The following is a 23,057-nucleotide window of genomic DNA, read 5'->3' on the forward strand; positions in this document are numbered from 1 at the left end:
AACGCCGGCGATTACCAGCGTTTTTCTATCGGAATAATCTATGCCTTTATCGGGAATCTAGCGCACGATACTGCTACAGTTCATGTTGAATCGCCCATAGATATAGGCAGTGCCATTAGGCGTTACGCAGGTCTTATCCTGTTCGGCGCATTCTTCCACTTCGGTTATCTTGACATCCGTAAAGCAGCCTTCAACGGTCGCCTGTTCTTCGTAGCATTTTGCAAAGCCCAAGTTTATTAATGTAGTATCGCAACTGGCAAGAGGCAGGCAGATAGAGGTCACGCCCGTCGTCACGGCCATCGGGTAGTAACCCGTTTTTGTCGTCATGGCAAAATGGCAGAACTTTGACGGGGCTGCGGCACTCGACGAACTTTCAGCAACCTCCGATGAAAGCGCATCAGACGATTCCGGATTTACCGCCGAAGAATTTCCATCATCGATGGTGGAAGACAAAGGAACATCATCCGGTCGCGGCGATACGGAAGAAGAATCGTCATCACAGCCAAGAACAAAAGCGCAACCCATTACCGAGACCGCACAAGCAAAATTTCTAATCCATTTTTTCATAAGAGTTCCTCCTATTTTTCTACAAAATAACCACGATCAAAATAAAATCTATCCAAGAATCCGTCAACAATGTATATTTATAGCAGACAGCATTCAACCTAGAGACACTTATGGAAGAGACTTTCAAGACCAAAGGCGTTTGCGCAACAACGATTCAGTTCACACGCGACGGAGACAAAATCAGAAACATCCGCTTTACGGGCGGATGCAACGGCAACCTGAAAGCGATTGCCAAACTCTGCGAAGGCATGAGAGCTGAAGATATCGCGGCGAAGCTTCTGGGCAACACCTGCAACGGGAAGCCCACATCGTGCGCAGACCAGCTCGCCCGCGCTGTTCTTGGGAAAGAAGCTTAATACAATTCTTATCCGTTATCGTTTCTTGAATACGACGATTTCGGCATCAGCACCGTTCTTGCCGTATTCGCTCACGAGAATATAGCGTTCGTCGCAGGCGATTCCGTAGCAGCGGCCTTCGGCACCTTTCTTTTCGACTTGATTGCCCCAGTAGCTTGCGTTATCGTCCAATAGCTTGACGCTGTTGCCGTTAATTTTGTATTCCTGATTGATGAACGAGCCCTGCAGAACAAAGAGGTTGTCGATTTTCGGCATGTCCTTGATGCCCAGCGCGTTGACTTCTTCAATCAGCTTTTGCTTGATCGGCGAATTGGCGTGCGGGAGTTCGGCGTCGCTTGATTTCCAGCGTTTGAGTGTCGGGAAATACTTGCGGAGTTCCACCTTGTACTCTTCGCGGGAGAGGTTCTTGCCCGTATTCTTGTTGAATTCTTCGACGAACTGCGAGCAGAATTCGACCATCTGTTCCATGTTGAAGTCGCCGGTGAATGCGCCATCCTTGTAGCAGTAGATGCAGTATTCTTCGTTCTTGCTGCCGTCGGCGTTTGTGCCCAAGATTTCCGGTGTGAGCGGCATTCCGCAACTTTGACAAAATTTCATTTCCATAAGTTCTCCTTTATTAGTTGCACATGCACAAATGTACACTATTTAAGAAACTTTGTCAAGGCCTTTTTGCACTATTTTCGTCAATTAACCTTACTGAAGGCCGAAAACTTGGTCTTCAAATTTGAAATACGTGAAATTTCGTAATGTGTCTGGAATATCGATTTGGTGCAGGCTAAAACAGTCGCATTCCTCCGCCGAACGAACTTCGGCAAGAGTCGCTGACAACGTGTCACCAGAAAATTCATACGACAAATCGGCATCAATGGAACAATAATCAATTTTCCAGAATTCAATCGTGAGAATTTTGCCACCATAATCCATCAGCTTGGCATTTTTAACACCATCCGAAAAACCCATTTTCAGTAAATCTAGTAACGACAGACATTCTTCAGTCCGAATGGACGAGACCTTCTGATTTGCCTCGGCCGCTTTGATAGAATCCCTGTTGACTCGAACGGGCGGCACGCAGGTGATGGTGATGATGCTTGGCGGAGGGCACACGCCTTCCGCGGACTTATGAACTCTCTCCTTGCCGTCTTCTATGTAGATCGTATCCGGACAACAGGCTCCGGGATTATAGTCGTTGCCATCATACCAGGAACTACTTGAAGGCAAGAAGACTTTCGACGAAGATGATTCCAGAAATTCACTTGACTGCGGATTAGCATCTTCACTTGACGCAGGAACGGCGCTTGACGTGGGCTCAGAGCCTTCACTTGAAGTGGGAAAGGCAACCGAAGGAGCGCTGGAGTTGTCGTCAGAGCAAGCCGAAAAGAGAATTGCAAGGCTGAATAAAGCCCCGATTGCCGTCAATATTTTCTTCTTCATGTCCCCCTTCCTCCTTAATGGGCATGCTCCTAATATATATTTTTTTACTATGAGTCGTAATCTTTTTATTGCTTTAATACGGCTTACTGTCTAGCGGTTCTGTGCAGCCCCATTCCTGTGCGATTCGCTCAAAGTTCTTTTTGACGATGCGCTTGAAAATGAGGTTAAATAGTAGCAGGCCAATCCAGGGATTCTTTTCGGGACCTGTGAATTTCTTTGCTTCGGGCGTCATAAAATTGCCGTTTTGCGCAAAAGACAGCCCCATGGTCATGTAAGAGGCGAGCATCTTGTCGGTCATCTTTTTAATGTAGCTGTTTTCGCGGTTGCGGAGCAAGAAACTGCCGCCTTTCACTAGAACGCCGCCACAAGAGCAGCCGAACTGTGCCGGGAGCAACTGCAAGAACTTTTCGCCGAGGCGCAGCTGATGGCCTTCGTCAAATCCGCCGTGAAGGATGAACGAGATTTGTGCGGACTGTTTTCGTTCTGTAGGGAGCGTGTTCAAAAATTCGAGCAATAGGCTCGGCAAGCATTCTACAAAGAGCGGCATGGCAATAATGATATTGTCGCTTGTCATAAACGCTTCGCGGGCAGCGTCCCATTCAGAACGGTTTGACAAGGAGTAAACATCGTAGCAAGTTCCCTCCCGCCTGTCGCAGCCCTTCGCCAAAGGCATCGATAATCTTATTCGTGTTACTGTTCTTTTTGACGCGCGGACTTCCATTGAGAATCAGAACATGCTTCACGGGAGCAGCGGCTTCCATAGCAGAATTTTCGACCGGAGCCGTGACAGTTTCCGAAGCAGCACTTTCGTGAACCTTGTTTTTGTCTAGCGCGATGACGCCGAGCGAACGCCCTGCCAAATTTCTCGCGACTCGCATACTCCATTCTTCAAGTAATTCCTGATTACCATCACCTTTGTAAATGACGCCGAAATTCAGAGGATGGTAGCGCAGTTGATGGCGTTCCCAACCATCGCGAAATTCGATATACATATTCAGCATGGGCACAACACGGTCCAAGACTCGCTTGCCGCGGTAGTCGACAAATCCAAATTTTGTATCTGTCACTATCCAGAAGTTTTCGGCAGCGACCAATTTTTTGAGAATGATTTCGTAGTCATCCCTGATAGCGCAAACGCCCGGAGTCTTGAGCCAACACATATTGCAGCCCATGCAATGTACAACTTTCATGTCGGATGTGTTAACGATTTCAATATTTTCGTCTTTGCCTGCAAGTAGCGCTTTTATCTGTTCCGAGCAATCGCCCATTTCCAATGTATTCAACACTAAAGTCACTTTTCACACTCCTTTTCGCAATATAACACCCAAAGGTTTAAAAAGTGTCACTTCTAGTGCGAAAATTTCTTTCCAATCCAATGTGCGAATCTCAGGTTTATCATCATTGCGACGACGCCCAACACACTCAATTGAATCAGCTTAACACCACTAACATCTTCGCAAATTCGACTTATCCCGAAGTACGCATAAGGCAGCATCAAAATAGAAGTCACTAGCCCAGGAACATAACCCCTTACCAAAACACCCTGCACAATATGAATGACGAAGTGTACCGAGAACGCCATAAACAAGGCAATCCATAATTCCATTGCGTACACGCCACCGATAAGAATGTACGCAGCCGTAAAAAGCAAAAGAATTAATTCCTCCAGTACAGCCATTGCGAAAGCTTTTGTTGAAAGACAGGACAAGTGAGTGACAATTCGCTTTGCTCTCGGATACTTTTGGATTAAAAAATCTTTATGTGTCAGCATCCATTTGTGCTGAACGATAATCTCTTCGCCATCGTGAATAACGAACGCAAGAGGGAACGATATAATCCAAAATAAATCCACAATCATATTGAAACAATTGTTTCTTTATGGTTTATTTTACAGCACCTTCACAATCGGTTCTAGGGTATCGAAATTCACAAAATCGACTTGTTTGCCGTACGTGGCAATGAGGGCACGGACTTCGGCGTCGCGCTCTGCTTCGGGGATTTTCACGACCTTCGAATACAAGAGTTTCATCATGATTCGATGTTTCAGGCCGAGTTTACTGTAATCGATTGCACCGCGAAGGTGGAAGATTTTGCCTTCGTCGTAATGCGATGCAGGGACTTGTTTTTTGAGGCCGCCCCTGATGTGGTTGATGTTTCCGATATCGGTAGGGTCTGCGAGGCCAACTGTCGCGACAATCAACTCTTGACTTGTAGACAAATGGGCGACAGTTTTCTTAAGGCCCATGACACCGCCCGCGCAGAGGGCACCTAAATAGACAATGCGATCATAGTCCGCAACGCACTTCACATCCTTGAAGAATACAGCCTGAATCCCCGTAATTTCAGCGAGGCGTTCAGCGTAGCGCTTTGTCGAGCCGTAGCAGCTTCCGTAGATGATGATAGAGTTTACGTCCATAGAATTTGATCCTTCGACTTCGCTCAGGATGACACATTCGTGTCACTTCAAAAAGAGCGAGAGCTTGCTAAAATCAAGAATCGTGATAAACACGAAGAAGCTGATGAAGAACGCGGCAGCCACATTCTGAATGACCGTCTGCGTCTTGGTTGAAAGCGGTTTGCCACGCAGCTTTTCAATGCCGAGGAACATGAGCAGGCCACCGTCCGTAATCGCGAGCGGAAGCAAGTTCATAACGCCCAAGTTAATGCTGATGAGGGCGAGCAACATTAAAAAATCCTGGAAACCGCTCATCCACACGTTACCCATGACGGCGACAATCGAGACCGGGCCCGAGAAGGCATCAACCTTGACATGGCCTTGGAACATGCGCTTGAAATAGCGGAAGATGCTCGTGGTCATTTTCCAGCTGGTCGCACAAGTTTTCGTAAAGGCTTCGACAGGGCCGCGGCGCACAATCTTGGTTTCGCGGAAGAGCACGTAGCCCATCTGGATGCCGACCATATAACGCTTGTAATCTTCGTTGTAAACAGGCGTGAGCGAATTAGTGAGTGTATCGCCGTTACGGATAACGGTAATGTTCACGGGTTCACCCTTGCTACCGTCGATAATGCGCACAACTTCTTCGTAGCGGGAAATATGTTCGCCGTTAATTTCAAAGATGGTATCGCCCACGGCAAGGCCCGCCTTTTCGGCTGCAGAGCCCGCCATCGGCGGCAAGCGCACAATCACGCGGTTGCGCGGGTAAATACCGATATCACCGATACCCATTGCAATTTCGGAGCCGGTAGAATCTTGTGCCGGAATAATGAGTTCTTCGGGGACAACTGTAATCGTTAACGGTTCGCCGCCGCGGTGTACTGTAAGCGGCACGCTTGCACCGAGGCTCACGCCAATCTGTTCGCGGAAATCATCCCACCCCTGAGTGGGTTTGCCGTTGATTTCGGTGATGGTGTCGCCCGGCTGAATGCCAGCGGTTACGGCCGGAGAATCTTTGGCAACAAAGCCCACGATCAAGTCGTTCGTTGCCGGTTCTTCGACGCCCACCATATAAAGAATCATCAACAGGATAAAGGCAAATACAATATTGATGAACGGGCCCGCAAAAGCAATGGCTGCGCGAGCGCCCACCGACTTTGCCACAAAATCACGTTCACCTGGGACTTGGCCTTCTTTGAGCGTGTCCGGATTTTCGCCCGCCATGGCCACGTAACCACCGAACGGAATTGCCGAAATGCAGTACTCCGTTTCGCCGTGACGGTAGCGAATCAATTTTTTGCCAAAACCGATACTGAATGTATTGACCTTGACGTTATTCCATTTAGCCACCAAGAAGTGGCCCAGTTCGTGAATGGTCACCAAGAAACTCAAGCCCAACAGGCCGAGTACAAACATCAAGACATTACTGAAAATCGATTCCATTGTCGCTCAATATAGAAAAATGCCAATGCAGACCAAGGTCTGCATGGCATTTAGGAGTACGAGTGTTACAAAAACGCCGATTAACGGACGCTGTTGCCAAGAAGGTCGAAGCGTTTGCCGTTCTTTTCGACATAGAGCTTATGACCATTCTGGCGAATGCGCGGGGCAGCATTGTTCTGCATGCGGGCGGGCAAAGTTTCGTGAATTGCCGTGGTCGCAGAACTGCTAGAGACCCACGGATTCCACTGCGAAGAACTCGAAGCGAGCGACTGCGAAGAGCTGGATGCCGGAGCGACAGAAGAGCTTGAAACCACCTGAGAACTAGACGATGCAATCGAAGAACTCGACGAGACAACAGTAGACTTTCTGGCAACGCCATTTGCCGCAAACGAGGGGGCGTAACCAGCGTTCAGAGCTTCAAGGGCACCAGCGAGGTAAGCAAAAGGAGCGTTCCAGTTGATAGCCACTTCGTTCGTTGCGTAGCTACAACGTTGGTCGGTATAAGCGGTCGCCGCATTGCCCGTTCTGTAATCGCTGCACTTCCATTCGGCAGCAGAGCCAACGTCTTCGCCACCGGGCTGCGGGCCACCCACAAGCATACCCGGAATCGGATCTTCTATGTTATCCGAAGTACTCGGGCGGTGATGAGGCAATTTCGGAGACTTGGTGCCGTAACCCGTTACAAACGACATATCGAGTGGGTTTTTGCCGAGCAAGTAGTCAAGCACCTTGAGTGCTGCGGTATAATACTTTTCGTCGCCGGTGAGGTAATAGGCATGCAAAAGCCATACGCCCTGATTGGAGGCCACGGCGTTGGAGCCCCACACAAAGTCATCTTTCGCCATCACCACGCCAAAGCCCGACTTGGTACGGTTCACGAAACCATCTGCAGTGCCCAAGATTTTCTGTTTGGCTTCGTTTGCATCGCCAAACACAGATGCATGCGTCGCCTTGCCATAAGTGGCAACGCCCGAAAGGTCGCCCCAGTACGACACATATTCCGAAGAACCATTCTGCTTGTAAGAATTATCGCCCGTGGTAATGGCAAGTTCCGTGCCGGCAAAAAGTTTTTCGTCGGCCGCGTTGTTGCCTTCGTACGCACCCGTCGCCACATCGGAGGGGTTTGCGGTAAAGTGGTAGCTCATATTCGAAGAGCCCCAGCTATAAGCCTTCTTGGCTGCATCAAGGCACTTGGCGGCGTAATTGGAATCAAACGGTTTGTACACGCGCGCAGCAACTGCCATCACACCGGCAAAGTCAAGTGCGGCTTCGGCACTCTTACCGATAACATAAAGTTTTGCATTGTCTTGCGCAGGCATCACATCGCCCGGGAAAGCAAGAGAGGTAAGCTTGTGATAAACGCTACCGTCATTGGCCTGCATAGTAAGCATCCAGTCCAAATTGTACTTGATTTCGGCGAGCAAATCCGGCAAAGTTCCATCGGCAGGAATATTCCACTTGGCCGTCTTGAAAAATTCCGGGAAATGTTCGTAAAGAGAAAGGAGCGTGTAGGTGGTAATGCCCGAATTCACGATATAGCGTCCGTAGTCGCCGGCATCGTACCAGCCCTTGCTCGAATTGATAGTGCCCGAAGCGCCCGTAGAATTATGAAGTTCGACAGTCGCATTCGTATGGCCTGCAGCACGAGCCCACTTGCCCGCGTATGCACTTTCGAGAGCCATAGAGGCGCGCTGGTAATAGAACCACTTGATAGCAGCCTTGTAAACGTCGGCAAAGGTATTGTTCTTGACCACCAAATCTTGGCGAAGTGTCTGGCCGCCCACCTTAATGCTGTACTTGCCCTCGGCGGTCAATTTGGAAATATCGACCAGCTGTACATTCTGGCCGCTTGCATCCCAGAACGAGGCGGCGCCAGGCGTTACCGTAAGCACAGTCTTGCCAGAGGCATCCTGGATTTCAACATTGCCAGAGGCTCCGACAAGCGAAAATTCCTTGGGATCGGAAGGGCGGAAACCCACCTGGTTAATGTAAGCGTTAGCGGCAAAGGCCGAAGACGCCAAAACAGACGCAGAAACTGCGACTAAAGCAAAAAATTTGTATTCCACAACATCCCTCTCTTTCGAGAAAACGCGTCACCAACGCGCGTGCGAGAGTAATATAAAGAAAAAAGCCTGCAAACGGTCCTACAAAAGCGCGTTTACAGGCAACAATGTATCAATTGTATCGAGCGGTATTCCCAACCCGAGGATTCAATTATCTCAACCGGCGGAGGCCGCGGGGCATCGGGACTTCGGTACCGTCTTCCTGCAACAGGTAAATGTTGTCGAGGCTAATGTAACCCGTGCCGCTGTGGCGAGCGCGCCAAGAGAAGTTCTTGATTTGCTTCGGGTCGAGCTGCGGGATAGTCTTGCCCCAACCTTCCTGCTTCATGTTTTCCCATATGAGCGTATCGCGCATCCAGGAGCCGCGAGTATTCTTGAGGCGCACCATGAATTCATCGTAATCCTGGACCTGGTTGCTTGCGATTTGCACTTCAAAATAGCCATCGGGATTGCTGTGGTTCGTGGCGTAGTCAAACACGATACCCACGGAGTTGTGGACTTCTTCGGGAATCACGTAGTAGGCGCCAGCAAAGTTCGGCCAACCCTGCGTAGGCGGCTGTTCAATCATAAAATCGTGACGGATAAAGCCACCATGCGGAGGAGCTCCGTTAAAGACCTTCGCGCCAATGGTCGTAGCGTTGTCGCCATTTGCCACCGGGAACCAATCGACGGCATCGAGGCCGTTATCAAAATTCTGCATCACATGCGTGGTACGGTAGGCGCCACGAATGCGGAACGGAATTTCAAGCACCGTCACTTTACCGCCAAGGCCCTGAACCACTACATGGATCGTGCGTGCTGCAGGGTACATGTCATCGGGAATCGGAATCTGCACATGGAAACTTTCAATAGAAGCATTCCACTTGCCGTCATCGGGAGTCACCGACTGCATCAACAGACCGCGCTTGCCCCAGTTGCCGATATTCACGGAACCGTTTGTCAGCTGGCCATTCGGCTGGGTTGCCGTCACGAACAAGTCAATGGTATCGCCCGCCATGAGCACCTTCTTTTCGAGCGCTGCCGCAAGAATCACAGGCTTTGCAGCCTTGTCCTTAGTCGCTTCGCTCAAGCCCACCACCTTCGGGTTGATTTGCACGACAGCGAGACCAAACGGCGGCACCGTAATGTCTTTGTTCTTGCTCGGGTTAATGCGGCGACCGCTCGGGCCCATTTTCGGATACGGGAAAGCATTCTGCGAAGTGCCCACCCACTTAAACTGATCTTCGCCAAAGATTTCGACCTGCGTGCGTACCAAATCGCCCTTACCGACTTCTTTAGAATTACCCTTGACGCTTGCGCGATCAATCTGCACCACCTGCGGGGCCTCCGACAAGTTCACAATCATCACTCGAGCAGAATCACCCTTGCCGATTGCATAAGCTTCCACATCCGGCGAAGTTGCCTCTACCGGAAGCACGGCATAACCGTCTTCCAAGAAATCCTTGAAAGTCATATAAAGGCCGTAGTATTCCGCCGTCGGTTCCAGAGACTTCCAATGATTCCAGGAACCTTCTTTTGCAAGAGCAGTCATACTGATCGTGCCCCAAGTGTCATCGGGGCCCTTAAACACGTTGCCAAAGGCATCCCACGGGAGCACCTGCAAACGGTTACCAAAGCGCATAGCATGCTGAGCGAAAATGCTTGCCACGGCGGCGGCCTGCGGGTAATCCATCAGCAGGCTAAAGCCCTGCACGCAAGTGCTAAATTCAGAGAGGAACACGCGGCGTTCGCCTTCGAGGTGGCGTTTCATCCACACATTCAGCGTATCCATATTCGGGCCCACGTCGAGCATGGCCTTGAGCATTTCAGCGGGCTTCGGTTCGTTCGGAGTCCAGTACGGATAATTGTGCAAGTCAACCACATCGAGGTAACGCTTGCCATCTTTCTTTTCAGCCTCGCCCACGATGCGCAAGAATTCTTCCATCCAGTACTTGCCATCCAGAATGCCGGCGCCCTTCTGCATCATCTTATGCGTACTCAGGAGCGGTCCGTGCAGAATGATGGTAGAATCCACCGCCTTCATGGCGCGGGCGTATTCCAAGAAGCGGGCGGCGTAATGCCTTGCCGAAATCGGGCCGGATTCTTCCCATTCGCCATCGAGTTCGTTACCAATTTCCCACTGTTTGATATTGTAACCCTTGACCTTGTTGGCGTAGCGCACCCAAGCAGCCGCTTCCTTTGCAGTACCCGTGCCTGCATTCACGCAAATCACGGCCTTTGCATTCGGGAGCGTCTTGATGAACTTCATGAATTCTTCAAAATCCCACTTGATGTCGGTCCAATCGGTACGAGCCTTGTCGCCATTGCGGGTCGACATAGCGTAGAACTTGTAGTTGTTACCGCCGAGCAAGTCGGTTTCGCCGCTGTAAAGTTTCATCTCGCGAATCTGCACGCCCTTCGCCGGCAAATCGGAAGCCTTGAAGCGGATCGCCACGTAGCGGGTGCGGAACTTAGACTTGTACTTTGTCGTCGCCCCACTCACCTTGACGATCTTCTCGGTTTTCAGCTTATTTTCAAGAGCCTGGTGCACACCCGGATATTCAGCATAGTCTTCAGTCCAGTAGGCTATTTCAAAAGATTTCGGACGCAGAGTTCCCCAATCGATTTGCAAGGAATCAACATTGATCTTTTCGGGGAATTCCACCACGACCCAAGGCGGGTCCACGGGGTCCAAGATTTCACCCCACCACATGGTTTCCATATTGCCGTCGGCCAAGTGGCTGCGGCGAACAAATCCGTAGTTGTCCTTGGTAGTACCGCGGTAAATCGTTTCGCCCAAGAAACCACGCGCCCACTTATTTTCGTCGGCAGTCCAAAGGCCAGTGCTATCGTAGCTACCGATACCATTCCAGTGGTAATCATTCGAAAGGCTGCCATTCGGGAAACGGAACAGCGTGTAACCGCCATCGACCAAAGCAGAAGTCATGTCATAATAGCGGCTGGGCGGATTCCAAATAGCAAGGTCCGCAGACATCATGTTGTCCTTGTTAATAACAATACCCGGGTGCAAGTCATCGACCTTGATGACATTCTGGGCGGCAAAGGCGGCGGAACCCAGAGAAAGCCCCGCCAAGGCTGCAATAGCAAAACGATTTTTCATAAAAACCTCAAAACAAATATAGTAGGAAGTTAGAAGTAGGAAGTAGGAAGAAAAAGGAAATGCCCCTGAACAAGTCAGGGGCAAACCATTCAAATTCGGCGCGGAATCTGTCTACCGCCTACCGTCTACTGTCTACTTAATCTGATGACCCTTCAGGTTGAAGCGCTTGCCGTTCATTTCGACATAGAGCTTCTGGTCAACAAAGCGGAGCTGCGGACCCTGCTTGGCGTGAGCCCTGCGAGCAACAGCGGGCTTGATGGCATCGGTACGAGCAACGCCTGCGGCAGCAAAGCTCGGAGCGTAACCATGGTTGATGGCTTCGATAGCGCCAGCGAGGTATGCAAACGGAGCATTCCAGTTAATCGCCACTTCGTTCGAAGCATAGCTGCAGTTGTTGTCGACATAAGAGGTTGCCGGGAAACCAGTTCTATAGTCCTTGCATTCCCAAGTTTCAGAACCAATGTCTTCGCCACCGGGCTGCGGGCCACCCACAATCATACCCGGAATAGGATCGCTCACCTTGTCAGAGGTACTCGGACGATGGTGCGGCTTCTTAGCAGACTTGGTGCCAAAGCCAGTCAAGAAAGACATATCCAGCGGGTTCTTACCGAGCAAGTAGTCCAGCACCTTAACGGCGGCCTGATAATACTTGGCTTCGCCAGTCAGGTAGTAAGCGTGCAACAGCCAAACGCCCTGGTTGCCAGCAACAGCGTTAGAGCCCCACACAAAGTCGTTCTTAGCCATCACGACACCGAAACCACTCTTGGTGCGGTTTACAAAATCATCAGCCACCTTGAGCAAGCTGTCTTTTGCAGCCTGGGCAGCACCACCAAATTCCGTAGCATGCGTAGCCATGCCGTAGGTAGCAAGACCACCGACATCGGCCCAGCTCGGGATATTTCCAGAAGCATTGTTCGGCTTGTAAGAGGCATCGCCGGTAGACACGAAAAGTTCCGTAGAAGCAAATTCCTTTTCGTCACCGAGCCACTTGTCACCGTATTCACCCGTCTGCACACCATTCGGGTTGCTGTAAGCCTTATTCGGATTCTGGGCACCCCAAGCATAAGCCTTCTTGGCAGCTTCCAAGCACTTGCTTGCATAAGTTGCATCGAACGGCTTGTACACACGGGCAGCCACAGCCATCACACCTGCAAAGTCAAACGTTGCAGCAGTACCCTTGCCGATTACATAAATCGGGTCGGTATCGTCTGCCGGCATGACATCGCCCGGGAATCCGAGAGAAGTCAGCTTGTGGTAAACGCCACCATCAGAAGCCTGCATCGTGAGCATCCAGTCCAGGTTGTACTTGATTTCGGCGAGCAAGTCCGGGAGCGTTCCATCAGCCGGGATGTTCCACTTGAGCGTCTTGAAATATTCCGGGAAATGTTCGTACAACGAAAGGAGCGTATAAGTGGTAATACCGGAGTTCACAATGTAGCGACCATAGTCGCCAGCATCGTACCAACCCTTGGTCGAGTTGATCGAACCGGATTCACCGGTAGAGCTATGGAGCTGCACGCTTGCATTGGTATGACCAGCAGCACGCTTCCACTGACCGGCGTAAGTTTCTTCGAGAGCCATAGAGGCACGCTGGTAATAGTACCACTTCAGCGAGGCCTTGACCACATCTTCATACGTAGAGCCCGAAATCTTGAGATCCTGGCGAACCACCTGGCCACCAACCTTAATGGAATAAGTACCCGGAGTGTTCAATTCCGAGATATCGACCAACTGCACGTTCTGACCACTGGGCTGCCAATTCGATGCAGCCGAAGGCGTTGCCGTCAAAACGGTCGTTCCACTCGCGTTTGCAATTTCCACATTGCCGTTACCGTCAACCAAGGCGAATTCTTTGGTATCACCCACACGGTAACCAATTTGGTTGATATAGGCTGTAGCAGCAAAAGTTACCGATGTAAGAGAAAGTATTACACCGACATACTGTTTTAGGCCAAATTTCAGCATCTCAGACTCCTTAATAATTATTAGTAGCTACAAATATACCCCAAAAAAAGCGTAAGAGTGGTCTCTTACGCTAGAAATTGGACACAAGTGTACCCATTGTGTTATTTTTTCACGAATTTTAAGCTTTTTTGTATTCCAGACGGGAATGTCACGACCACGGCATAAGCTCCGGAGGGGAGCGAAGACAGGTCATGGAAACCATAGAAAGAACCTCGACGGGCAACAGAGCCGTTCATAGAGACAACGGCAAAACGGAACTCGTCCTTACTTCCATAGGCGACCAGTTTGTTGCCCATCAGGCCGACCTGGGCAAATTGCTTCATGCTTGCAAGCACCCGCGCCGGAGGATCTGTAACCATCGAATCATTGGTGGAAGAATCCGCAGCCTTTGCTTCGCGGGCCTTGTCAAAAAAACTTACCATTTTGTCCAAATTCTCGGAAACATACATTTCGTTGCCGCCATGGGTTCCTCCCGACACCGAAACAAGTTCCGTCACGACATTATGCTTTTTCAGAGAATCATAAAGTTCCTGGCTTTGTTCCTTGTTTACAATTTGGTCCGATGTTCCATGGAACAAGATAATAGGCGGGTCGTCTTCGCTGGCATAGTACGGCGAACTCGCCACCATCCATTTATCCTTGTTGCCTTCGCGCTCGGCACCGATGAAGGCGCCTTCGTAAGTTCCGCTGCCCATGAAATTATTGATAGGATTCATGGTGTAAATATCGGTCGGAGGAGACCAAAGCGACGCCGCATCGATACAGCTACTGAACTTGGTGAACTCCCCTAGGGAGCCCACCAAGTCCACCGTTACAGAACCGGACTTGCCTTCTTTCAAGCCACAGGTTGTAGCGACCAAACTGGAGAGATGTCCGCCCGACGAAAATCCGGACATAGCGATAAACGATGTATCGATTTTGTATTTCGCTGCATTACCACGAATAAAGCGCACTACGGCCTTAAGATCATGCAACTGCGCCGGATAAATGGCATCGCTTGCAGAACGGTGATTCGGGGTAACGACCGCATAGCCCGCCTTGGTAAGGGCCGCACAAATCGTATTCAAGTCGGCAGAACCCTTTTGATTGTTCATGCTCCAGGCGCTACCGTAAGTGTGAATCACGACCGGATAAGCATCCTTCGTTTCTTTGGGCAAATAGATGTCCAGTGTATGGTAGACTTTTCCGTCGCCTGCATAATTCAAGTCGGCAAATTTTTCGGAATACTCCATTTTGCCTTGGCCTTGCTGGCCGCCAAAACCCTGGGCATAAGCGGCTACCGATGCTAAAAAGCACGATAATACGATTAATTTTTTCATACTAACTCCATAACAACCCTCCCAGACATTGGAAGCGTCATTAGCAAATTTATACAAAAAAAATCTGCCCTGTATATAACAGGGCAGAACTTTCGTTGTTCCGTTTTACAACCCCAACGGGCAAAACACTAATTTTTTACGCAGCGGACCGAATAGCCAATTTCTTTATCAGAATAATTGATTCGTGCCCTAGTGGAATTGTGAATCAAAATCATATAGTACGCATTGGTTTCGCATTCACCGAAATAGTACACGCCGTTGTCACAAATATTTCCCGAAGAACTCATGAAATTGGCCTCTTCACGCTCGAAATAGTAAGCACCATCTAAAGCCCTGTCGCCACCGGGGAGAGCCGCAAAGCCGTAATCGTCCGAGCCCATAGCCGATTTCCAGCCAGACCTCGATTTGAGATATTGGCCCGCTTTCGATTCACCGCCCACAAATTCAATCAGGGTCTCGAATTCTTCGCGCGACGGCAAATGCCAACCTGCGGGGCAAGCATTCATCGCGGCAGACCATACATAAATGCGACCGTAAGTATCGCAATTCACCGGATTGTCATCATAGCAGTAGCTTCCGGATATTTCGTAGTTGAGGTTCTCGGCCATCCAAACCTGGGTACCAATTTCGACCGTCTTGTAAACATGCCCATCGCGGGAGTCCGTCATCGATTCCTTGACATAGTTCACCTCGGGTTCAGGGGCTTCGAGATAATACTTGGATTCCTCGCCACAAGCGGCAAGAATTGCGGCAACCGACAAAACAAAAGCAGAATAGTATTTCATAGCCTATAATGTAACAAACAATTTTGTACAAAAAAAAATCCCCGAACCAGTCGGGGACAATGTTTAAGCTTTAAAGCGTTACTTTATAAGAGCAGCGGTAAGCTTGCGGGCTTCGGCATCGGCTTCGAGAACTTGGTCAAGCGTCAAGTGACCGGTCACGTTCGGGGCACCGGCCATAATGGTTTCCACATGGCGCGGGATGTCGGTGAACTTGAGGTTGCCCTTGAGGAAGGTATCCACGAGCACTTCGTTTGCGGCATTCATCATTGCCGGCACAATACCGCCACGGCGGCCCGCCTCGAACGCAAGGGCGAGGCAGCGGAACTTATTGAAGTCCGGTTCGAAAAATGTCAGTTTCGCGAGTGTCGGCAGGTCGATACGCTTAGTATCGAGCTTGAGACGGTCGGGCCAAGTGAGCGCCACCTGAATCGGGATGCGCATGTCGGGAGCACCAAGCTGCGCCATCAAAGAGCCGTCGCGGAACTGCACCAGCGAATGCACCATGGACTGCGGGTGAACCACCACCTTAATCTGGTCGTATGGAATGTGGAACAAGAAGTGAGCTTCGAGAACTTCGAGGCCCTTGTTCATCATGGAGGCAGAGTCGATGGTAATCTTCTTGCCCATGCTCCACACCGGATGATTCAAGGCGTCGGCCACGGTGATGTTTTCAAACTTTTCAATCGGCCATTCGCGGAACGGGCCACCCGATGCTGTAATTTCGAGGAATTCCACTTCGGATTCGCGCTTGCCGCCTTCGAGGCACTGGAAGATGGCACTGTGTTCAGAGTCAATCGGCGTAATAAAGGACTTCGGGTTTTCAGCAAGCTTGTCCCAAATCACCGGGCCAGCCATGACCATGGTTTCTTTGTTGGCAAGAGCCACATGTTTGCCGTGTTCGATAGCGGTAATGGTCGGGAGGCAACCCACAGCACCCATCAGCGAGTTGATGATGATGTCAGCCTTCGGGTCGGCAGCGAGTTCGCAAAGGCCTTCCATGCCAGCGAGCACCTTCATGCCGAGTTCTTTTTCAAGTTCCTTGGCAGCAGCTTCGTTGAACATGCACACGCGTTCCACCTTGTACTTGCGCACAATTTCGGCAACCTTTGCCACGCTGCTGTTTGCTGCGACAGCGTAAAGATTGAAAATGTCGGAATGCTGGTGAATGACATCAACGCTAGAAGTACCGATAGAACCGGTTGCACCGAGAAGAACTACGTTTTTCATTTTGAAGCCTCTTTTTTATTCAGGTAAAAAGATAAAAAATATCTATTATTTAAACATGCTCGCAAACGAAGTTAATGCCTTGATTAAAAAACTCTCCCCGTTTATGGAAGAGGATTCGGAAATATTCCGCGAGCTCATGACGTTTTTTGGGCAAGGTTCCAAAATTGACGTTCACCACGGCGACCTTTCTAAATTCCTGGGCCACAAGCGACTTTACCGTGTGATTCGCCTGAAGGGCGAAAGCTACAAGGATTGCGTTTACCAACTGGTAGACAATTATCCTGAATCGATGGAAGCTCTCGGAATGCTGCGCTACTACAAGGCGCCCGCAGGCCCCGTGCGCTGGGAAGAAGTAGAAGCCGCCGAAATTGCCATTGGCAAGGAACTCACGATGGCAGCCTACGGCTGGATGCCGGACGCATGGACTTTGTTCGAGAAAAGTCAGAATGCAGAAGGCAATGAAGGCGGCGAGCATGAACTCGTCGCAATTCTGGCATTCGATCTTGGGGAATAAATCCTATTGCTTCAGGAATTCGAACAGCGTGATTCCCGGAAGCTTATTCTTATTACGGCTAATCAAGTAATCCTTGAGCGACAGCTCGACCACATGTTTTTTGAAGGCGGCGTGGCGCAGTTTCGGAAGTTCGCCGTTACGGAAAATCACGAAGCCCGTATGCGTAGCATCCAAGTTATCCACGTTCGCAACAAAGGCAACGCCTGTCACCATAAGCGGGCCTTCGTAGGGCTTAGACGCAAGTTCTAGCGCGCGATTGTACGGCAAGTAGCGCAAATCCATCGGAGAATCCGGCGTATCGTACTTAATCTTTTTCGCCTTGAAGAAATCTTGTCTAGCCAAGGTGCGCTTAACAATGGTATCGCCCGGGACCTGCATGGGGCGGGCATACTTGCCTTCGCCAACCCAGTCAGCAATCAGGTAATGCTTGCGATTCACAAAACTGATTTTTCCGCCCTTGTAGCGAATCTTTTGGAGCGTGTTTGCAATTTCATTTTCGTTAGGCGCAAGCGCCATCGCAAGCACATGTTCCAGATACGTAACGCAGTCGACCGAATCCATATAGACAATCGGTTTATTTTCGATAGAATCCAGATAGCTTTCGCCCATAGGACCAAGCTTATAAGGCGTTCCCTTCATGAGGCGAGAGAAATATTCAAGCCTTGCGGTTAAACCAGCCACATTCTGAGCGCCGAGCCACATCTGTTTCATTTTCATGAACGAAGCATAGTTGTCGTTTGCACGATACACAAGGCGGCTCCACAAAGTATCCAAAACATCTTTCAACTGAGCATCCGGATTACGCCCCGTTTCGTTAAGGTACATAGCCACCGCAAGGGTGTCACCATCGAGCGTATAAATGTAACCGACCAAGCCGTGCACTTCGCCGATAAAGCCTGTCTTGAATCGAGTGAGCCAGGGGTACGGCAAATCAAGCATGCGCTTACCGCCCGTTCCAACCCCCGGGCCCGCAAAGCTATTGATGTAGAAGCTACCCTTGGGGTGGCGAGCCATCTTAGCAAGGAGTTTTGTTTCAGTAGAAGGCTTCACCTTGTTCTTAGGCGAAAGTCCGCAGCCGTCCCAAATTTCAAAATCGGTAGAGTCAATTCCCATCTCAGCGAGGAATTTCATTTCCGTGGCGCGGCCGCTTTCAACGCTACCCACGCCCGTCTTTTGGGCGCCCAGATTGCGGAAGATTGTTTCGGCATGCAAGTTCTGACTGCGCTGATTGATTTCATCGAGAATACTCAGGAAAGGCGCCGCCGAATAAGTGTAAGAGGCAATCTGAATTCCGGCAGGAACATCTTGCTTTTCAGTAAAGGCAACGCCACGTTCCTTGAGGGCATAAATAAGGGCTGCCTTAAAGTAGGCGATCGGATTGCGCACCGGAAGCACGAGCTGGCTAGAATCTACGCCGATGCCGATGGCGCCACCAATCGTAATTTCGGGCTTTGCAGAATCGAGGGCCCAAGTCCATTTGCGCTTTTTGCCCGGCACCGTCACCATTTCATTCTTCAGCACGACATAGCCCACATCGGGCAAAATTTCAGCACGAGCAGGGTCGCCCACTTTTAAGCCCGGCTTAAAGCGAATCATGGTGCAGTTATCGTTGAATCCAAGCGGTGCAATTTCGGCGCCGTACCAAGCGTCATAAAAATTCTTGCGCCAGTGTTCGGCACGCCACGGGCCCTTGTAATAGCTGGAATCCAGGCTGATTTTGCCGGCAACGGAATCCACACCCAAGGCACGAATAGAATCGGCCATTGCATTCAAAATATGGAACGGGTCTGCATAGTAGCGGCCCGAAAAATTCGGATCGCCTGCACCACGAACGTTAATGGTTCCGACAAAAGTCTTTTTACGCACGCTACCGTTGAGCGAAACTTCGGTCTTGGGCTCATAATCGAGCGGCAAGTAATGAACGGCAGCAGCCGTCGTCAAAGTCTTGAGAGTACTGGCAGGCGTAAACTTTTCAGAACCGCGAATATTACCTAGTTCAACTCCGGTTTTAACGGAACGAATCGAAAGGCCATAGCGGGCGCCAGGCACTTCCGAATCCACGTACACCTGAAATGAATCCAATTTAAAATTGGCAAGAGCAATAGTCGAGAATAAACAAATTAAAGCAAAAATCTTTCGCATAAATTTAGCGCTTGCGGAACCGGCGAATCGAGAATACCAACAAAAGGACAATCGCGACACCGCCAAGAGAACATACCACAATCAATCGCAAGCTAAATCCAGATTCTTTCTTGAACGAACCGAAACCCTTTTCGTACTTGGCTTCGTCGATAGGCTGCGTCAAGGCGTTGCGGATACGTTCTTTTACCGCCGATGCATTTTCGCTATTTTCGTAACCCAGAATGCGGTCTATTTTTTGATGCGTTTCAAACACCAAGCGGGTAATTTCGTCGTCTACATCAGGCCCGTTCTTGAGCAGGCATTCTGCAATTGCAGACACCATGCGGTTCACCGCCATTTCAATTTCACTCCATTCCGGAATATTCTGGCAGCTACGGCCATGATTTTCAAGGCCTTCAATCAAGTGATTATAGCGCTGATCCTGCATCCAAATTCGAATCAAGCTCTTGTCGGGCGGAATAAAGCCACACTGTCTGGAATAGAAATCAATATTGTCGGCGCGAAGCATGAACAGGAACAAATCTTGCGCATAATGGCGCTTGATAGGATTACTGTTCTTGGGAAGAGTCAAATGGCTTCCGCCTACAAACGAGAAGTTTCCAGAAGGGCCAGACGGACCTTTTATCGTCATAATTCCGTCTTTGGCAAGCGGGCTATCCATCAGGCCGCCCAAGTCGGTATCGAATTCAATCTTACGAATCAGTTCTGACGTTCCAAAAATCATCAACTGTTCAGCACGCACAAAACGGTCTGCACTTTGAGCCGAATTTTCTTTCAAATTATTCGGAGAAAGTTCCTGGTCACGCAGCAGCTTTAAGTAATGGTGAAGTCCCTTAAGCGTCAACGGATCGGCCAAAGCGCTGCGGTAACCGCTATCGACCTCGGCCACGAAGTCGCCACCGAAATTCCAAAGGAACGGAGACATCTGCTGGTAGCCGGTCCAGTCTTCCTTGACACCAAATTCAAGCGGAACAACTTCAACTCCTAAGCCATTAACGACCTTGGCTTCAGAAACGGCACGAAGCACACCATAAAACTTCGGGTACGTTTCGATTTCAGTATCGTGGAGTCCTAGTTCAAGCCAAATGCGTTCATTCGCAAAGAATCCACGGATATCCAAAAACCACGGAACCGCATATACCACGGAATCGCGCCCGATATGGGTAGACTTCATTGCTTCCGGATAAAAGCGACTTGTATCGACAGCGTCTAACAATTCGGTGACAGGCTTAATCAAACCCGCCTTGGCAAAGTAGGGCACCCAGGTCGAGCCCAACTGCAATACATCTGGGTAGTCGGTGCCTTCGCCCGCTTCGTTTACAAGCGTCTTGTTGAGTTCGTCAAAAGCAGCCCCCCAGTCTACAAATCGAATCTTGACTGGAATTCCGCTTTGGCGCGTATACTTTTTCATGAGTTTCTGGAGCGCAGACCCGGCGTTAATATCCTGGTCCATCACCCACAGCACTAGCGTATCCGGAGGTGTCGGCATGGCTCGCAGTTCCGGAATTGCATACGCCTGCATGGCCCCGCACAAAGCGATTCCCAAAAACAAAGCTATGCTATAAATACGCTTAAACATCATCCATCTCTAAGATAAAAATTGACTATTGAGCAATTCTCAAAAAATCTTCAAAGTAGCGCGGATAAGTCTTATTAATGCAAGCCGGGTCCATAATCTTGATTGGCACACCACCCAAGGCGACCAGGCTAAAGCACATAGCCATGCGGTGGTCGTTATAGGTTTCAATGGTTGCAGGCTGCAAGTGTTCCGGCGGCGTAATCGTAATGGAATCGTTCGATTCGCGGACTTCGGCGCCCACTTTGCGGAGTTCTGCCGCCATGGCCGCAATACGGTCGGTTTCCTTGACACGCCAGCTGGCAATGCCGCTAATGGTCATCGGGGCGTCGGCAAACAGGGCAAGAACCGCAACCGTCATTGCAGCATCGGGAATATCGATGGCGTTGAATTCACCGAGGCTCTTGAGCTTGCCACCCGTGCCGGTGCATTCTGTCCAGTCGGGGCCCATGGTAATATTTGCGCCCATTTTCTTGAGCACTTCGACAAAGGCGATATCGCCCTGACGGCAATCGCTACCCACGCCAAGCACACGCACCTTGCCGCCTGCAATGGCAGCGGCAGCCAGCGGATAACTTGCAGAGCTGGCATCGCCTTCGACCATGTAGTCGCCCGGAGTCTTGTACACGCCCTTCGGTACGTAAAATTCCTTAAGATCGGCATGCTTGACTTCGATGCCGAAATGCTTCATGACATCGAGTGTCAGCAAAATGTACGGAGCCGAAATCAGTTCGCCTTCCACGTGAATATGGAGCGGAGATTCTGCATACGGAGCACAAATCAAAAGTGCCGTAAGATACTGGCTCGAAATGTTTCCGCGGACAGAGACCGAACCACCCTTCAAACCGTGAGCATTAATGCATACCGGCGGGAAGCCTTCCGTTTCCATGTAGTCAATGTCAGCGCCAAGCGTTCTAAGAGCATCGACCAGATCGCGAATCGGGCGTTCCTTCATGCGTTCTTCGCCACTCAGGTGAAATACGCCGCGGCCAAGAGCAAGTGCCGCACACAAGGATCGCATGGCCGTACCTGCGTTGCCCAAGTAAAGACCCGCCACATAATTGTCGTTTTCCACCAAAACCGATGGTGCATCGATTGGGCCTGCCGCACCTTCAATTACCGCTTCGGTAAAATCGTCGGTCATGTCGGCCTTAACACCCAGAGCCTTCAAAGCTTCGCCCATATAGCGGGTATCGTCGCTTTTCAACAAGTTGTGCAAACGGGTGGTTCCTTCGGCAAGGGCAGAAATCAAAAGCACACGGTTGGTAATACTTTTGGAACCCGGCACACGAAGTTCACCATTATAAGACTTCAAAGCAGGAATCTGAATATGACTGGGGCGAATAAAGGGTGTATCCATGGTCATAAATTTATAAATTAAATAAGCTATTAGACTAAACGGAGCTTTAAATGATGAGCGAAATCACAGACCTCAAATTCACCGTCCGCTTTTCGGACTGCGACGAATACGGCAGACTCAAGCTTTCGCGCCTGTTCCAGTTCATGGAAGAGGCCGCCATTGCCGACGCCGAGCGGGGCGGATTTGGCCTGTGGCGCATGATCAAGGCCGGCTATACCTCGGCCATTACACGTATGAAGGTCCGCATCAATCACACGCCGCTCATGGGTGAAGACCTTCACGTTTCCACCTGGATCAAGGAAATCTACAAAGACAAGGTCGTCTTGAAGGACTACGCCGTTGTTGATAGCCAGGGCCACGCTTTGGCCGAAGGCACGTCTTCTTGGATTCTCGTGAACTTGAAGACTGGCTTTGCAGAGCCGCCATCAAACAGCCCTTACCCCTTCCCCATTCAGCTTGAAAAGAGCGCCATGCCCGAGATGCTCTCGGTTTTGCCTATGGGCGAAGATCCACAATTAGTTTATACGGAACGTGCTCGCAATAGCGACCTTGATTTGAACCACCATGTGAACCATTGCCGCTATGTAGAATGGATTCTCGACTGTCTGAGCAAAGAAGAAATCAAGGAACGCGGCATCCGCTCGCTACAGTTGAATTTCGTGAACCAGGTTCCGCTCGGCGCGAACGTAAACATTATCCGCTTTAAGGATACGAACCATCACGCCGTATTCTTCGGAATGAACGCCGACATGGAAAAGAGCCCGACCACGAACCGCTGCCATTTTCAGGCCCGCGTAGGCTTCAGGGAATAATT

Annotated in this window: 20 protein-coding genes; 3 read left to right on the plus strand and 17 right to left on the minus strand. The window is 50.2% G+C overall.

The features are described 5' to 3' along the window. Window positions 1-57 precede the first annotated feature (57 nt). On the minus strand, window positions 58-567 hold the full coding sequence (locus QOL41_RS02895) for a hypothetical protein (RefSeq protein WP_283428579.1): 510 nt from the start codon (window positions 565-567) through the stop codon (window positions 58-60). Window positions 568-677: 110 nt separating this feature from the next. Here QOL41_RS02895 and QOL41_RS02900 point away from each other — a divergent pair, with 110 nt between their 5' ends. Further along, window positions 678-923: a TIGR03905 family TSCPD domain-containing protein gene (locus QOL41_RS02900; protein ID WP_283428580.1), complete on the plus strand. Its 246-nt coding sequence runs from the start codon at window positions 678-680 to the stop codon at window positions 921-923. Between the two features lie 15 nt (window positions 924-938). On the opposite strand, the gene QOL41_RS02905 is transcribed toward QOL41_RS02900, so the two are convergent. The 13 genes from QOL41_RS02905 to dxr all read right to left on the minus strand — a co-directional run bounded on the left by QOL41_RS02905 (window position 939) and on the right by dxr (window position 16,651). Then, a complete protein-coding gene (locus QOL41_RS02905) occupies window positions 939-1,526 on the minus strand; it encodes a zinc ribbon domain-containing protein (protein WP_283428581.1) in 588 nt (195 codons plus the stop codon). 90 nt (window positions 1,527-1,616) lie between these two features. Further along, window positions 1,617-2,339, minus strand: coding sequence for a hypothetical protein (locus QOL41_RS02910; protein WP_283428582.1), 723 nt, complete (start codon window positions 2,337-2,339; stop codon window positions 1,617-1,619). Between the two features lie 88 nt (window positions 2,340-2,427). Continuing rightward, on the minus strand, window positions 2,428-2,970 hold the full coding sequence (locus QOL41_RS02915; protein WP_283428583.1) for a hypothetical protein: 543 nt from the start codon (window positions 2,968-2,970) through the stop codon (window positions 2,428-2,430). After that, window positions 2,954-3,649, minus strand: a complete 696-nt coding sequence (locus tag QOL41_RS02920) for a flavodoxin family protein (protein ID WP_283428584.1) — start codon at window positions 3,647-3,649, stop codon at window positions 2,954-2,956. Before QOL41_RS02920 ends, QOL41_RS02915 begins: the two co-directional genes overlap by 17 nt. Window positions 3,650-3,702: 53 nt before the next feature. Beyond that, window positions 3,703-4,212, minus strand: coding sequence for an HXXEE domain-containing protein (locus QOL41_RS02925; protein ID WP_283428585.1), 510 nt, complete (start codon window positions 4,210-4,212; stop codon window positions 3,703-3,705). 30 nt (window positions 4,213-4,242) lie between these two features. Next, the gene (locus QOL41_RS02930; RefSeq protein WP_283428586.1) at window positions 4,243-4,770 is read right to left on the minus strand and encodes a flavodoxin domain-containing protein; all 528 of its coding nucleotides are present in this window, start codon (window positions 4,768-4,770) and stop codon (window positions 4,243-4,245) included. Between the two features lie 42 nt (window positions 4,771-4,812). After that, window positions 4,813-6,192, minus strand: coding sequence for an RIP metalloprotease RseP (gene rseP, locus QOL41_RS02935; protein WP_283428587.1), 1,380 nt, complete (start codon window positions 6,190-6,192; stop codon window positions 4,813-4,815). Between the two features lie 80 nt (window positions 6,193-6,272). Then, window positions 6,273-8,258 carry a glycoside hydrolase family 9 protein gene (locus QOL41_RS02940; protein WP_283428588.1) on the minus strand — a complete coding sequence of 662 codons (1,986 nt, stop codon included), beginning with the start codon at window positions 8,256-8,258 and terminating at the stop codon, window positions 6,273-6,275. Window positions 8,259-8,406: 148 nt separating this feature from the next. Then, a complete protein-coding gene (locus tag QOL41_RS02945) occupies window positions 8,407-11,355 on the minus strand; it encodes a glycoside hydrolase family 44 protein (protein ID WP_283428589.1) in 2,949 nt (982 codons plus the stop codon). Window positions 11,356-11,487: 132 nt separating this feature from the next. Then, window positions 11,488-13,320, minus strand: a complete 1,833-nt coding sequence (locus tag QOL41_RS02950) for a glycoside hydrolase family 9 protein (protein WP_283428590.1) — start codon at window positions 13,318-13,320, stop codon at window positions 11,488-11,490. Window positions 13,321-13,421: 101 nt separating this feature from the next. Then, on the minus strand, window positions 13,422-14,639 hold the full coding sequence (locus QOL41_RS02955; protein WP_283428591.1) for an alpha/beta hydrolase: 1,218 nt from the start codon (window positions 14,637-14,639) through the stop codon (window positions 13,422-13,424). Window positions 14,640-14,767: 128 nt separating this feature from the next. Then, window positions 14,768-15,424 carry a fibrobacter succinogenes major paralogous domain-containing protein gene (locus QOL41_RS02960; protein ID WP_283428592.1) on the minus strand — a complete coding sequence of 219 codons (657 nt, stop codon included), beginning with the start codon at window positions 15,422-15,424 and terminating at the stop codon, window positions 14,768-14,770. Window positions 15,425-15,502: 78 nt separating this feature from the next. After that, a complete protein-coding gene (gene dxr / locus QOL41_RS02965) occupies window positions 15,503-16,651 on the minus strand; it encodes a 1-deoxy-D-xylulose-5-phosphate reductoisomerase (RefSeq protein ID WP_283428593.1) in 1,149 nt (382 codons plus the stop codon). A 55-nt stretch (window positions 16,652-16,706) separates the two neighbouring features. Between dxr and QOL41_RS02970 the strand changes: the two genes are divergently transcribed. Then, window positions 16,707-17,165, plus strand: coding sequence for a hypothetical protein (locus tag QOL41_RS02970; protein WP_173653909.1), 459 nt, complete (start codon window positions 16,707-16,709; stop codon window positions 17,163-17,165). Window positions 17,166-17,168: 3 nt separating this feature from the next. Here QOL41_RS02970 and dacB read toward each other — a convergent pair whose 3' ends face one another. The 3 genes from dacB to aroA form a co-directional block, all read right to left on the minus strand. Further along, on the minus strand, window positions 17,169-19,247 hold the full coding sequence (gene dacB, locus QOL41_RS02975; protein ID WP_283428594.1) for a D-alanyl-D-alanine carboxypeptidase/D-alanyl-D-alanine endopeptidase: 2,079 nt from the start codon (window positions 19,245-19,247) through the stop codon (window positions 17,169-17,171). A gap of 64 nt (window positions 19,248-19,311) precedes the next feature. Continuing rightward, window positions 19,312-20,889: an extracellular solute-binding protein gene (locus tag QOL41_RS02980; RefSeq protein ID WP_283428595.1), complete on the minus strand. Its 1,578-nt coding sequence runs from the start codon at window positions 20,887-20,889 to the stop codon at window positions 19,312-19,314. A gap of 22 nt (window positions 20,890-20,911) precedes the next feature. Then, the gene (aroA, locus tag QOL41_RS02985; RefSeq protein ID WP_283428596.1) at window positions 20,912-22,243 is read right to left on the minus strand and encodes a 3-phosphoshikimate 1-carboxyvinyltransferase; all 1,332 of its coding nucleotides are present in this window, start codon (window positions 22,241-22,243) and stop codon (window positions 20,912-20,914) included. 50 nt (window positions 22,244-22,293) lie between these two features. On the opposite strand from aroA, the gene QOL41_RS02990 reads away from it, so the two are divergent. Beyond that, window positions 22,294-23,055, plus strand: coding sequence for an acyl-[acyl-carrier-protein] thioesterase (locus QOL41_RS02990; RefSeq protein WP_173653905.1), 762 nt, complete (start codon window positions 22,294-22,296; stop codon window positions 23,053-23,055). Window positions 23,056-23,057: the final 2 nt, after the last annotated feature.

It is taken from the genome of Fibrobacter sp. UWB10 (assembly GCF_900182935.1).
GTDB classification, from domain to species: domain Bacteria; phylum Fibrobacterota; class Fibrobacteria; order Fibrobacterales; family Fibrobacteraceae; genus Fibrobacter; species Fibrobacter succinogenes_O.